Origin of the sequence: Pseudomonas sp. DVZ6, from assembly GCF_024259445.1 — a bacterium.
GTDB lineage: Bacteria > Pseudomonadota > Gammaproteobacteria > Pseudomonadales > Pseudomonadaceae > Aquipseudomonas > Aquipseudomonas peradeniyensis.
Genome location: NZ_JANCLM010000015.1, coordinates 63,332 through 76,789 on the forward strand (window position 1 = coordinate 63,332; position 13,458 = coordinate 76,789).

Here is a 13,458-nt window from a genome sequence, read left to right on the forward strand (position 1 = left end):
GTCACCCCGCTTTTATGCTGAATTAGTCTGCGCGCTTTTAGTGGACACACTAAAGCTGTAGCTTACAGAAAAATGCGTTTTGGGTCTACCGGGAATGTGTCTCTAAAACGCAGGATTGCGACAGAGGGGACATTGCAGCAGCCCCGAGCGTGTAGGAGCGGCCTTGTGCCGCGAAAGGGCTGCGCAGCGGCCCCGGCAATTCTGAGTGGTTCAGAGATCCTGGGGCCGCTGCGCGCCCCTTTCGCGGCACAAGGCCGCTCCTACAGGGGACGGTGTCAATGCAGCTCGAGCACATCCTGCATGTCATACAGCGCAGGCTCACGCCCATCCAGCCACAGCGCCGCGCGCACCGCACCCTTGGCGAAGGTCATGCGGCTCGAGGCCTTGTGGGTGATTTCCAGGCGCTCGCCTTCAGCGGCGAACAGCACGGTGTGATCACCGACCACATCACCGGCACGCACAGTGGCGAAGCCGATGGTCTTGCGGTCACGGGCGCCTGTCTGGCCTTCACGGCCATATACCGCCACTTCCCGCAGGTCACGCCCCAGCGCATTGGCAACCACTTCACCCATGCGCAGCGCGGTCCCCGACGGCGCATCGACCTTGTGCCGATGGTGGGCCTCGATGATCTCGATATCCACGTCATCACCCAGCACCCGTGCCGCCATGTCCAGCAACTTGAGACTGAGATTGACGCCCACGCTGAAGTTGGCGGCGAAGACGATCGGGATCTCCTTGCCTGCCTCGACCAGCAACGCCTTCTCCTCGGCGCTGAAGCCGGTGGTACCGATGACCATGGCCTTGCCCGCCTTGCGGCAGAACGCCAGGTTCTTCAGGGTCACCGACGGATGGGTGAAGTCGATCAGCACATCGAACTCATCGACGACCTTGGCCAGGTCGTCAGAGATGGTCACGCCGATGCGCCCCAGGCCCGCCAGCTCGCCCGCGTCGGCACCGACCAGGGAGCTGTCCGGACGATGGATGGCCGCGGTCAGGCCGGCCTTCGGCGCCTGCTGCTGCACGGCCTCGACCAGCACCTTGCCCATGCGCCCGGCGGCGCCCATCACTGCAATACGTCGCATAGCCTGTTCCTTCTCAGAGATCGCCGAAGAAGCGCTTCATGCCCTCGAACCAGCCACTGGCCTTGGGCGAATGGGAGCTGTCACCTTCAAGGGAATCACGCAACTCCTCGAGCAGCTCGCGCTGACGACGACTGAGGTTGACCGGTGTCTCCACCGCCACGCGGCACAGCAGGTCGCCCGCCGCGCCACCGCGCACCGGCGCCACACCCTTGCCGCGCAGACGGAACTGCTTGCCGGTCTGGGTGCCTTCGGGAATCTTCAGCTTCACGCGACCGTCGAGGGTCGGCACTTCCAGCTCGCCACCCAGGGCGGCGTCGGTGTAGCTGATCGGCACTTCGCAGTAGAGGTGCTTGCCGTCGCGCTGGAAGATCGGGTGCTCGCGCACATTGACGACCACATAGAGGTCACCGGCAGGGCCGCCATGGGCGCCCGCCTCGCCTTCGCCAGACAGGCGAATGCGATCACCGGTGTCGACACCGGCCGGCACCTTGACCGACAGCGTCTTGTATTCCTCGACACGGCCTTCGCCATGGCACGAGCCGCAAGGGTCGGTGATGATCTTGCCCTGGCCGTGGCAACGCGGACAGGTCTGCTGCACGGCGAAGAAGCCCTGCTGCATGCGCACCTGGCCGATGCCGCCACAGGTCGGACAGGTCGACGGCGTCGAGCCCTTCTTGGCGCCAGAGCCGTCGCACGGCTTGCAGTTGACCAGCGTAGGCACACGGATGTTGACCGTGGTACCGCGCACCGCCTCTTCGAGGTTGAGCTCGAGGGTGTAGCGCAGGTCGCTGCCGCGCTGGACACCGCCACGACCGCCACCGCGGCCGCCGCCGAAGAAATCGCTGAAGACATCACCGAAGATGTCGGAGAAGTTGGCGCCACCGAAACCGGCACCGCCGCCACCCATGCTCGGGTCGACGCCGGCGTGGCCATACTGGTCGTATGCCGCGCGCTTGCTGGCATCGGACAGCACTTCGTAGGCCTCGTTGGCCTCCTTGAACAGGTCTTCCGATTCCTTGTCGCCCGGGTTGCGGTCCGGGTGGTACTTCATCGCCAGACGGCGGTAGGCCTTCTTGAGATCACCTTCACTGGCGCCACGCTCGACACCCAGGACCTCATAAAAATCACGCTTTGCCATAGGTCATATGCACTCTTGGGGGCGTTCGGCATACCTCGGCGCATCGTGCGCCATGCCACCAGCACCTGTCGTCATAGGCGTATACGCCGCGACAGATGCCGTAAATAATTCTCGTGTTCCAGACACGCCAACGCGGGAGCAAGCTCCCGCGCGGCGACATCCTACCAGTTCACCGACAAACGACGGTGAACCGGCCGACAACATGCAGGAATTACTGCTTGTTGTTGTCTTTCACTTCTTCGAACTCGGCGTCAACCACGTCATCGTGCTTGGCTTCCGGCTCGGCCTGCTGGGCGCCGCCCTGCGGTTGCTCGGCCTGCTGCTCGGCGTACATCTTCTGAGCGACTGGCGCCGAGACCTTGGACAGCTCCTCGACCTTGGCGTCGATGACGGCCTTGTCGTCGCCTTTGACGGCGGCTTCCAGGGCGACCACGGCGGCCTCGATGGCGGTCTTCTCTTCAGCGGTGACCTTGTCACCGGCTTCAGTGACCATCTTGCGGGTCGAGTGGACCAGCGCGTCACCCTGGTTACGGGCGGCGGCCAGCTCTTCGAACTTGCGGTCTTCCTCGGCGTTGGCCTCGGCATCACGCACCATTTTCTCGATTTCTTCGTCGGACAGGCCGGAGTTGGCCTTGATCACGATCGACTGCGCCTTGCCAGTAGCCTTGTCCTTGGCACCTACGTGCAGGATGCCGTTGGCGTCGATGTCGAAGGTCACTTCGATCTGCGGTACGCCGCGCGGTGCTGGCGGAATATCAGCCAGGTCGAACTTGCCCAGCGACTTGTTCTGCGAAGCTTGCTTGCGCTCACCCTGCAGCACGTGGATGGTCACGGCGCCCTGATTGTCGTCGGCGGTCGAGAACACCTGCGACTTCTTGGTCGGGATGGTGGTGTTCTTCTCGATCAGCGCGGTCATCACGCCACCCATGGTTTCGATACCCAGGGTCAGCGGGCTGACGTCCAGCAGCAGTACGTCCTTGACGTCACCGGCCAGAACGGCGCCCTGGATGGCAGCACCCATGGCGACGGCTTCGTCCGGGTTGACGTCTTTACGAGCTTCTTTACCGAAGAAGTCGGCAACGGCTTTCTGCACCATCGGCATACGGGTCTGGCCGCCGACCAGGATCACGTCGTCGATCTTGCTGGCGTCGATGCCGGCGTCTTTCAGGGCGATGCGGCATGGCTCGATGGTACGGTTGACCAGGTCTTCGACCAGCGACTCCAGCTTGGCGCGGGAGATCTTCACGTTCAGGTGCTTGGGACCGGTGGCATCTGCAGTGATGTACGGCAGGTTGACATCGGTCGACTGAGCGGAGGACAGCTCGATCTTGGCTTTTTCAGCAGCTTCTTTCAGACGCTGCAGGGCCAGGGGATCGTTCTTCAGGTCCATGCCGGACTCTTTCTTGAACTCGTCGACGAGGTAGTCGATCAGGCGCATGTCGAAGTCTTCGCCACCCAGGAAGGTGTCGCCGTTGGTGGCCAGTACTTCGAACTGGTGCTCACCGTCGACTTCGGCGATTTCGATGACCGATACGTCGAAGGTACCACCACCCAGGTCATAGACGATGACAGTGTGGTCGCCCTTGCCCTTGTCCATGCCGTAGGCCAGCGCGGCGGCGGTCGGTTCGTTGATGATACGTTTTACGTCCAGGCCAGCGATGCGGCCGGCGTCCTTGGTCGCCTGGCGCTGGCTGTCGTTGAAGTAGGCCGGCACGGTGATGACCGCTTCGGTGACCGGCTCGCCGAGGTAGTCTTCGGCGGTCTTCTTCATCTTTTTCAGGACTTCGGCGCTGATCTGCGGCGGAGCCATCTGCTTGTCGGCGGCCTCGACCCAGGCGTCACCGTTGTTGGCCTTGACGATCTTGTAAGGCACCAGCTTGATGTCTTTCTGCACGACATCTTCTTCGAAGCGGCGGCCGATCAGGCGCTTCACCGCGAACAGGGTGTTGTGCGGGTTGGTGACCGCCTGGCGCTTGGCCGACTGGCCGACCAGGATCTCGCCGTCGTTGGCGTAGGCGATGATCGAAGGCGTGGTACGCGCGCCTTCGGCGTTCTCGATGACCTTGGCGGTGCCGTTTTCCAGCACGGAGACGCAGGAGTTGGTGGTCCCCAGGTCGATACCGATGATTTTACCCATGTTGATTCTCCCGAAACTTGAATTTGGTAGCAGCGACTGCTTTGGCCAACTGCACTAATACTTGAAGGCTTGACACCTAGATGGGGGTGTCCGGAAAGATTTCAAGCCTTTTCGTTGATCGAAGGCTGCGGGGCGCTCGGCGCCTTGCTGACCACCACCATGGCAGGGCGCAGCAGACGACCGTTGAGCAGGTAGCCCTTCTGGAACACGTTCAGCACGCTGTTCGGCTCGACATCGGCGCTTTCCTGCATGGCCATCGCCTGGTGGTGCTCGGCGTTGAATGGCTGGCCGTGCGGCTCGATGGTCTCGAGGTTGTAGCGCTTGAGGGTGTCCTGGAACATCTTCAGGGTCAGCTCGATGCCTTCGCGCATAGGCTTGATGGTTTCGTCGTCGGCGCTGGACAGCTCCAGACCACGCTCCAGGCTGTCGATGATCGGCAGCAGGTCGCCGGCGAACTTCTCCAGGGCGAACTTGTGGGCCTTCTCGACATCCTGCTCGGCACGGCGGCGGATGTTCTGCAGGTCGGCGGCAGCGCGCAGGGACTGGTCCTTGGCGGCGGCCAGCTGCTCCTCGAGCTCCAGTACGCGGGCATCGGCATTCGCGGCGCCTGCTTCTTCGGAATTCAGGTTCTTCTCATCCAGCTGTTCGTCAGCCATTGGGTTTCTCCTCCACGATTTCTGTCGTGCGAGCCAGGCTCGCCATGTCTTGCCGGCTATATGGGGTCGGAAAAACCAGGTTCAAGGGGGAAGGTGCTTTTCCACATTCGTCGACCGGCTATTGGCAGACTCGCGAAAAGCACTGTATAAATATCCAGACACGACCCTTCGGGAGCCGCCCCATGCTGGTGCACCTGTCCATTCACAACTACGCCATCGTCGAACACCTCGACCTCGAGGTCGCCCGTGGCATGTCCGTCATCACCGGCGAGACCGGGGCCGGCAAGTCGATCATGCTCGACGCCCTCGGCCTGGCCCTGGGCGATCGCGCCGATAGCGGCGTGGTGCGCCCGGGCACCGACAAGGCCGACATCCTTGCTACCTTCGACCTGGTCGACATCCCCGAGGCGCACGCCTGGCTCGCCGAGCGCGACCTGGATAGCGACGGCCCGTGCATCCTGCGCCGGGTGATCACCGCCGAGGGCCGCAGCCGTGGCTACATCAACGGCACCCCCTGCCCACTGGGCGACCTCAAGGCCCTGGGCGAGCTGCTGATCGACATCCACAGCCAGCACGAACACCAGTCGCTGTTGAAGACCGACACCCACCGCCGCCTGGTGGACGAGTACGCCGGCGCCAGCGACCTGGCCCGCCAGGTCCAGCTGGCCGCCAAGCGCTGGAACCAGACGCGCCAGGAACTGGAGCGCCTGAGCAATTCCGGCGATGAGCAACGGGCGCGCCAACAGCTGCTCAGCTATCAGCTGGAAGAGCTGGACAACCTCGGACTTGGCGAGAACGAACTGGAACAGCTGGAGCAGGAGCACAAGAACCTGACCAACGCCGAGGCGCTGTTCGGCATCTGCCGCCAGGTCATCGACCAGTGCAGCGAAAGCGACTCGGGCAACGTGCTGAGCGCCCTGACCGTCAGCCTCAACCGGCTCACCGCGGTCGTCAACGGCCCCAAGGCACTGGGCGAGGCGGTCAACCTGATCGCCAGCGCGCAGATCCAGGTGGAGGAAGCCGTCGGCGAGCTCAACCGGTTCCTCGACAACTTCGACGCCGACCCGATGCGCCTGCAGGCCCTGGAAGAGCGCCTGGACACCATCTATACCCTCGCCCGCAAGCACCGCGTACACCCCACCGAGCTGCCGAACCTGCAGCAGCGCCTGATGGTGGAGCTGGAAGGGCTAAACGCCAGCGACGAGTCGATCGAGCGCCTGGGCGAGGAGCTGGCCGCCTACGCCCAGCACTATAAAGAGAAGGCCGGCGAGCTGAGCGCGCTGCGCCAGCAGGCCGCCAAGCAGCTGGCCACCGCCGTCGAGCAGGAAATCCAGCGCCTGGGCATGCCCGGCGGACGTTTCTGCATCGAGCTCACGCCCTTCGACAACGGCGACCTCTCGCCCCATGGCCTGGAGCAGATCGAACTACTGGTCAGCGCCAACCCCGGCCAGCCACTCAAGGGCCTGGCCAAGGTCGCCTCGGGCGGCGAGCTGTCGCGTATCAGCCTGGCGATCCAGGTGATCACCGCGCAGACCTCGCGCATTCCCACCCTGGTATTCGACGAAGTGGACGTGGGGATCGGCGGCCCGACCGCGGAAATCGTCGGCCAACTGCTGCGTCGTCTCGGCGAGCGCGGCCAGGTACTGACCGTGACCCACCTGCCCCAGGTGGCCGCGCAGGGCCATCACCACCTGTTCGTGCACAAGGTGCGCAACAGCGACACCACGCACACCGCCGTGGCCAGCCTGGGCAAGCGCGAGCGGGTCGAGGAAGTGGCGCGAATGCTGGGCGGGATCGACCTGACCAAGGAATCGCTGGCCCATGCGCGCAAGATGGTGGTGAGCAGCAAGGCCTGAGCCTGCGCGGTCCCTGTAGGAGCGGCCTTGTGCCGCGAAAGGGGCGCGTAGCGGCCCCAGTTCAGTATTGACGCACAGGTAGCCGGGGCCGCTTTGCGGCCCTTTCGCGACGCAAGGCCGCTCCCACAGGCATCGCGCAAGGTTTGAGCCGGTGCCCCCCATAGCATTGCTTCCCCCACAAAGCACAAAGGCGACCCGAAGGTCGCCTTTGTCATCAATAACGATCTGAATCGTTACTTCTTTTTACGCACATACAGAACCAGATTGTGGTCCACCAGCTCGAAGCCATGTTCGGCAACGATCTCCTTCTGGCGTTTCTCGATTTCGGCATCGAAGAATTCAATGACTTCACCGCTGTCCACGTTGACCATGTGATCGTGGTGCTTGCCATCCGCCAGCTCGAACACCGCGTGGCCGCCATCAAAGTTGTGGCGCTCCACCAGGCCCGCCGCTTCGAATTGGGTCAGTACGCGGTACACGGTCGCCAGGCCGACATCCTCGCCAGCTTCCATCAGCGCCTTGTAGACATCCTCGGCACTCATGTGACGTTGCTCGGCCGAGTCGAGCATCTGAAGAATCTTGACTCGAGGCAGAGTTACCTTGAGGCCCGCTTTGCGCAATTCGCTATTTTCAACCATGGTCAGCTTTCTCGCCGATGCTGCTTCGCAGCTTCTCTTAATACGGGTATGATCGGGGTTTACGTTGTCCAGCCAAGATAGTGGAAGTCGCCCACCGATGCAAAACACCAAGCTCTTGCTAACCAGCCTCACCCTAGTGGGACTGCTCGCACTCGCCGGTTGCTCGTTTCCCGGGGTTTACAAAATCGACATCCAGCAGGGCAATGTCGTCACGCAGGATATGATAGACCAATTGCGCCCGGGAATGACCCGCCGACAAGTAAGGTTTATCATGGGCAACCCGCTGCTGCAGGACACTTTCCACACCAACCGCTGGGACTACCTGTACAGCCTGCAGCCCGGCGGCGGCCAGCGCCAGCAAGAGCGCATGAGCATCTTCTTCAACGAGAACGACCAACTGGTCAACCTCTCCGGCGACTTCATGCCGGGCGTCAGCCGCGACCAGGAAATCCTCGGCGGCAGCGGCGACACCACGGTCAGCCCGGACAAACAGCCGAGCCAGCCCGAGAAGCCGGCCAAGCCAGGCTCGCTGGAAGACACGCTGCAGAAAGAAATCGACAACATCGAGACCACCCCGGTCCCGACGCCAGCACCGCTGGAAACCTCGCCGCAGTAATTGCGCCGACACTAAAAAGCCCGGATCCAGTCCGGGCTTTTTATTGCACTGTCGAAAAGCCCTTGGATCAGGCCATCAGCACTACTCAGCCATTAAGCTGCTTGGCACGCTGGCAAAACGCATCAACCATGGTATTGGCCGCCTGATTGAACAGCGGCCCCAGGGTCGCCCGCACCAGGGCGCCGGCGTAGTCGAACGACAGGTCGAGGCTGATCTTGCAGGCCTTCTCGCCCAGCGGCTTGAACACCCACAGGCCATGCAGCTGGGTAAACGGCCCATCTTCCAGGTTCATTTCGATCGACTGCCCCGGCACCAGCACATTGCGCGTGGTGAACTGCTGGCTCATGCCGCCCTTGGCCACTTCCAGCTTGGCGCGCATGTGCGTGTCGCTGGCCTCGAGCACGGTGGAAGCCGAGCACCAGGGCAAGAACTCCGGGTAGCTGGCCACATCGTTGACCAGGTCGTAGAGCGCCTGGGCAGGGAACGGCAGCAGGGCGGAGCGTTGAATATGGGTAGTCATCCAGGCGTCACTTCCAATCTGGGCGGCGGCGCGTCGCAGCGCCTCGAATACGGTTCTGCACAGCAGAACGAGGCCTGTATTGTCCGGGATTCACACAACTGGCTCAAGCGCACCTAAACCCCGTAGCCGAGGACGCGGACTCTCCCTATAATGCGGCCCCTATGGCTAAGCAAAAGAAACATCCGACCGGGACCATCGCGCAGAACAAGAAGGCGCGACACGATTACTTCATCGAACACAAGTTCGAGGCCGGGCTGGTCCTGTCCGGCTGGGAAGTAAAGAGCCTGCGGGCCGGCAAGGCGCACCTGACCGACAGCTACGTGCTGCTCAAGGATGGCGAAGCCTGGCTGTTCGGCAGCCACATCACACCGCTGAACACCGCCAGCACCCACGTCATCGCCGACCCGATCCGTACCCGCAAGCTGCTATTGAACAAGCGCGAGCTGGAGCGCCTGGAAGCGGCCGTGGCGCAGAAGGGTTACACCTGCGTGGCGATGTCGCTGTACTGGAGCAAGCACTTGATCAAGTGCGAGATCGCGCTCGGCAAGGGCAAGAAGGAGTTCGACAAGCGCGACACCGTGCGCGAGCGCGACTCCAACCGCGAGCTGCAGCGCACGATGCGCAACAAGGGCAAGGAAGAGTAACTCCTACCCTGCTTGGTCACTGTAGGAGCGGCCTCGTGCCGCGAAAGGGCTGCGAAGCAGCCCCCTACAACCTGTATGACGCATAGATTCTGAGGCCGCTGCGCGCCCTTTTCGCGGCACAAGGCCGCTCCTACAACGACCGTGCATGCCGCCTCTCAGCGCCCGCTGCGCCGCTCCGCCCGCGCCACCCGCTGGGCCTCCTGCTGCGCCTCTTGCAGCACCTCCTGCACATACAGGATGTGCCGGCTAGACACCTCCCGCGCATCGTCCGCCCGCCCCTCGACAATCGCCAGGTACAACTCGCGATGCTGACTGATCAGCATGTCGCGGGTCTCCGTGCGCTGCTGGTACATGCCGCCGATGTTGGTCACCACGTTGCGCTTGAGCAGGTCGAACAAGCCGCGGATGGTATGCAGCAGCACGGCGTTGTGACTGGCTTCGGCAATGGCCAGGTGAAAACGCGCATCGGCCGCGCCTTCCTGCGCCCGATCCACCTCACCGACACGGTTGTAGCAGTCCTGCAGTGCGTCGAACGCCGTCTTCAACCGCTCGCGATCAGGCTCGGTGGCGCGCTGGGCCGCGTAGTAGGCGCATGACGCCTCCAACGTATGACGGAACTCCAGCAGGTCGCGCTGGGCCTCCGGATTGCGCTCCAGCAGTTGCAACAGCGGATCGCTGAAGGTGGAGCCCAAGGCTTCGGCCACGTAGTTGCCGCCGCCCTGGCGACTGACCAGCAACCCCTTGGCCACCAGCTTCTGGATCGCCTCGCGCAGCGACGGACGGGACACGCCGAACTGCTCGGCCAGAACGCGTTCTGCCGGCAGGCGCTGACCCGAAGTGAGGGTACCTTCGAGAATCATCCCTTCCAACCGATCGACGATGTCGTCGGACAGGCGCCGCTGGCGGACCTGATCAAAAACCATTGCTTGCTCTCCACGTGCCCCGGCACCGATTTCGGGGGCGCTTATTCTGCGCTTATCCGCAGCGTGGCGACAGATGTTCCACCACGCGAGGGCCACCTTGCGGCCCGTTCGCGGCACGAGGCCGCTCCTACACAGGCCAAAACAGCCGCAGAAAACCCGAATGCATAGTCGCTCCGACAACACTCATCCAAACAGCCGCTCATCGGAGCTCGACCAAAGTTTTGTGTAGGACAAATTGACACACCCCTAATCAGGCTCTTAACCTAGCGCCCAGCCATTGTAAATTGGTCTTACCAATTATCCAATGCCAGTGCCTTGACCAACAACAATTAGGGGCCACCCCATATGCAAACCTGGCAACAACTCTATACCCCGCTTGGTAGCCTCGGCCTGTCCGCGCTGGCGGCGGTCATCCCCATCGTGTTCTTCTTCCTCGCCCTCGCCGTGTTCCGCCTCAAGGGCCACGTCGCCGGCAGCATCACCCTCGCGCTGTCGATACTGGTGGCAATCTTCGCCTTCCAGATGCCTGTCGACATGGCCCTGGCTGCCGCGGGCTATGGCTTCCTCTACGGCCTGTGGCCGATTGCCTGGATCATCGTCGCCGCGGTGTTCCTCTACAAACTCACGGTCAAGAGCGGCCAGTTCGAGGTGATTCGCAGCTCGGTGCTGTCGATAACCGACGACCAGCGCCTGCAAGTGCTGCTGATCGGCTTCTGCTTCGGTGCCTTCCTCGAAGGTGCGGCCGGTTTCGGCGCACCGGTGGCCATCACCGCCGCACTGCTGGTGGGCCTGGGCTTCAACCCGCTGTACGCCGCCGGCCTGTGCCTGATCGCCAACACCGCGCCGGTGGCCTTCGGCGCCCTGGGCATCCCGATCATCGTCGCCGGGCAAGTGACCGGCATCGACGCCTTCCACATCGGCGCCATGACCGGCCGCCAGCTGCCGCTGCTGTCGCTGTTCGTGCCGTTCTGGCTGGTGTTCATGATGGACGGCGTGCGCGGCGTGAAGGAGACCTGGCCCGCCGCCCTGGTTGCCGGCCTGAGCTTCGCCGTCACCCAGTACTTCACCTCCAACTTCATCGGCCCGGAGCTGCCGGACATCACCTCGGCCCTGGCCAGCCTGATCGCCCTGACCCTGTTCCTCAAGGTCTGGCAGCCCAAGCGCTCGTTCGCCGAAGCCAAGGGCAGCGTCGGCGCCGCCGTCGTGCAATCGGGCGGCAGCCAGCCTTCGCCGTACAGCTTCGGCGAGATCTTCAAGGCCTGGTCGCCGTTCCTGATCCTGACCGTGCTGGTCACCATCTGGACCCTGAAACCGTTCAAGGCGGCCTTCGCCCCAGGCGGGGCGATGTACAACTTCGTGTTCAACTTCGCCATCCCGCACCTCGACCAGCTGGTGATCAAGACCGCGCCGATCGTCACCGCGCCGACCGCCATGCCGGCGGTGTTCAAGCTCGACCCGATTTCCGCCACCGGCACGGCGATCTTCCTCTCGGCGCTGATCTCGATGTGGGTGTTGAAGATCAACTTCAAAACTGGTCTGACCACTTTTAAAGAGACCTTCTGGGAACTGCGCTGGCCTATCCTGTCGATCGGCATGGTGCTGGCCTTCGCCTTCGTCACCAACTACTCGGGCATGTCCTCGACCATGGCCCTGGTGCTGGCCGGCACGGGCGCCGCGTTCCCGTTCTTCTCGCCGTTCCTGGGCTGGCTGGGCGTATTCCTGACCGGTTCCGACACCTCGTCCAACGCCCTGTTCAGCTCGCTGCAGGCAACCACCGCGCACCAGATCGGGGTCAGCGACACCCTGCTGGTGGCGGCAAACACCAGCGGCGGCGTGACCGGCAAGATGATCTCGCCACAGTCGATCGCCGTGGCCTGCGCCGCCACCGGGCTGGTGGGCAAGGAATCCGACCTGTTCCGCTTCACCGTCAAGCACAGCCTGTTCTTCGCCACCATCGTCGGCCTGATCACCCTGGTCCAGGCCTACTGGCTCACTGGCATGCTGGTTCATCACTAAAGTGAAAGGGGCCGGGCGCCAGTCAGCGCCCGGCATCTCCTTCAACCCACGCTGCGAGAATCCATGATCATTTCCGCCTCCACCGACTATCGCGCCGCGGCCCAACGCAAGCTGCCCCCCTTCCTCTTCCACTACGCCGACGGCGGTGCCTACGCCGAGCACACCCTGCGCCACAACGTATCGGACCTGGCCAGCATCGCCCTGCGTCAACGCGTGCTGAAGAACATGTCGGACCTGAGCCTGGAGACCCGGCTGTTCGACGAGACCCTGAGCATGCCCGTGGCCCTGGCCCCGGTCGGCCTCACCGGCATGTACGCCCGTCGCGGCGAAGTGCAGGCGGCCCGTGCGGCGGCGGCCCATGGCATCCCGTTCACCATGTCCACCGTATCGGTGTGCCCGATCGAGGAAGTGGCCCCGGCCATCGACCGACCAATGTGGTTCCAGCTGTATGTCCTCAAAGACCGCGGCTTCATGCGCAACGCCCTGGAGCGCGCAAAAGCGGCCGGCGTGAAGACCCTGGTATTCACCGTCGACATGCCGGTACCCGGCGCCCGCTACCGCGATGCCCACTCCGGCATGAGCGGCCCGAACGCGCCGCTGCGCCGCGTGTGGCAGGCCATGACCCACCCGCAGTGGGCGCTGGATGTCGGCCTGCTCGGGCGCCCGCACGATCTTGGCAACATCTCCAAGTACCGTGGCAACCCCACGGGCCTGGCCGACTACATCGGCTGGCTGGGCAACAACTTCGACCCGTCCATCTCCTGGAAAGACCTGGAGTGGATCCGCGAATTCTGGGACGGCCCGATGATCATCAAGGGCATCCTCGACGCAGACGATGCCCGCGACGCGGTCAAGTTCGGCGCCGATGGCATCGTCGTCTCCAACCACGGCGGCCGCCAGCTCGACGGCGTGCTGTCCAGTGCCCGCGCCCTGCCGGCGATCGCCGACGCGGTGAAGGGCGACATCAAGATCCTCGCCGACTCCGGTATCCGCAGCGGCCTCGACGTAGTGCGCATGGTCGCCCTGGGCGCCGACACCGTGCTGATCGGCCGCGCCTTCCTTTATGCCCTGGCCACCCATGGCGAAGCGGGCGTGAAGAACCTGCTGGAGTTGTTCGAGAAAGAAATGCGCGTGGCCATGGTGCTGACCGGCGCCAAGTCCATCAGCGAGATCACCCGCGACTCGCTGGTCCGCGAACTGGGCGCCTGAGCGCGCCCGCCAACGCCTGATTG

General features: G+C 63.5%; 12 protein-coding genes. 5 read left to right on the forward strand and 7 right to left on the reverse strand.

Annotated elements, in window-relative coordinates; all coding sequences use genetic code 11:
- Positions 1-275 precede the first annotated feature (275 nt).
- The 4 genes from dapB to grpE form a co-directional block, all read right to left on the reverse strand.
- Positions 276-1,082 carry a 4-hydroxy-tetrahydrodipicolinate reductase gene (dapB, locus tag NMG10_RS11020; RefSeq protein ID WP_203648096.1) on the reverse strand — a complete coding sequence of 269 codons (807 nt, stop codon included), beginning with the start codon at positions 1,080-1,082 and terminating at the stop codon, positions 276-278.
- Between the two features lie 13 nt (positions 1,083-1,095).
- Positions 1,096-2,220 carry a molecular chaperone DnaJ gene (dnaJ, locus tag NMG10_RS11025; protein WP_203648097.1) on the reverse strand — a complete coding sequence of 375 codons (1,125 nt, stop codon included), beginning with the start codon at positions 2,218-2,220 and terminating at the stop codon, positions 1,096-1,098.
- A gap of 211 nt (positions 2,221-2,431) precedes the next feature.
- Positions 2,432-4,357, reverse strand: coding sequence for a molecular chaperone DnaK (dnaK, locus tag NMG10_RS11030; protein WP_254464336.1), 1,926 nt, complete (start codon positions 4,355-4,357; stop codon positions 2,432-2,434).
- 101 nt (positions 4,358-4,458) lie between these two features.
- The gene (gene grpE / locus NMG10_RS11035) at positions 4,459-5,013 is read right to left on the reverse strand and encodes a nucleotide exchange factor GrpE (protein WP_050706997.1); all 555 of its coding nucleotides are present in this window, start codon (positions 5,011-5,013) and stop codon (positions 4,459-4,461) included.
- A 182-nt stretch (positions 5,014-5,195) separates the two neighbouring features.
- Between grpE and recN the strand changes: the two genes are divergently transcribed.
- Positions 5,196-6,869, forward strand: a complete 1,674-nt coding sequence (recN, locus tag NMG10_RS11040) for a DNA repair protein RecN (protein ID WP_254464337.1) — start codon at positions 5,196-5,198, stop codon at positions 6,867-6,869.
- Between the two features lie 233 nt (positions 6,870-7,102).
- Here the strand turns inward: recN and fur are convergent, their stop codons facing one another.
- The gene (gene fur / locus NMG10_RS11045; protein WP_028691268.1) at positions 7,103-7,507 is read right to left on the reverse strand and encodes a ferric iron uptake transcriptional regulator; all 405 of its coding nucleotides are present in this window, start codon (positions 7,505-7,507) and stop codon (positions 7,103-7,105) included.
- Between the two features lie 97 nt (positions 7,508-7,604).
- Between fur and NMG10_RS11050 the strand changes: the two genes are divergently transcribed.
- Complete coding sequence (locus tag NMG10_RS11050) at positions 7,605-8,123, forward strand: outer membrane protein assembly factor BamE (RefSeq protein WP_203648100.1); 519 nt, start codon at positions 7,605-7,607, stop codon at positions 8,121-8,123.
- Positions 8,124-8,208: 85 nt separating this feature from the next.
- Here the strand turns inward: NMG10_RS11050 and NMG10_RS11055 are convergent, their stop codons facing one another.
- Positions 8,209-8,643: a type II toxin-antitoxin system RatA family toxin gene (locus NMG10_RS11055; RefSeq protein WP_203648101.1), complete on the reverse strand. Its 435-nt coding sequence runs from the start codon at positions 8,641-8,643 to the stop codon at positions 8,209-8,211.
- Positions 8,644-8,804: 161 nt separating this feature from the next.
- On the opposite strand from NMG10_RS11055, the gene smpB reads away from it, so the two are divergent.
- Positions 8,805-9,287 (forward strand): SsrA-binding protein SmpB, encoded by a 483-nt coding sequence (smpB, locus tag NMG10_RS11060; protein ID WP_023629355.1) that lies wholly within the window; start codon positions 8,805-8,807, stop codon positions 9,285-9,287.
- Between the two features lie 155 nt (positions 9,288-9,442).
- Here the strand turns inward: smpB and NMG10_RS11065 are convergent, their stop codons facing one another.
- Positions 9,443-10,210: an FCD domain-containing protein gene (locus NMG10_RS11065; protein ID WP_050707001.1), complete on the reverse strand. Its 768-nt coding sequence runs from the start codon at positions 10,208-10,210 to the stop codon at positions 9,443-9,445.
- A 345-nt stretch (positions 10,211-10,555) separates the two neighbouring features.
- Between NMG10_RS11065 and NMG10_RS11070 the strand changes: the two genes are divergently transcribed.
- Together NMG10_RS11070 and lldD are read left to right on the forward strand one after the other, a co-directional pair.
- Entirely contained in the window at positions 10,556-12,226 is a 1,671-nt protein-coding gene (locus tag NMG10_RS11070) for a lactate permease LctP family transporter (RefSeq protein ID WP_203648102.1), read from the forward strand.
- A 63-nt stretch (positions 12,227-12,289) separates the two neighbouring features.
- Entirely contained in the window at positions 12,290-13,435 is a 1,146-nt protein-coding gene (gene lldD, locus NMG10_RS11075; protein ID WP_050707002.1) for an FMN-dependent L-lactate dehydrogenase LldD, read from the forward strand.
- Positions 13,436-13,458 lie beyond the last annotated feature (23 nt).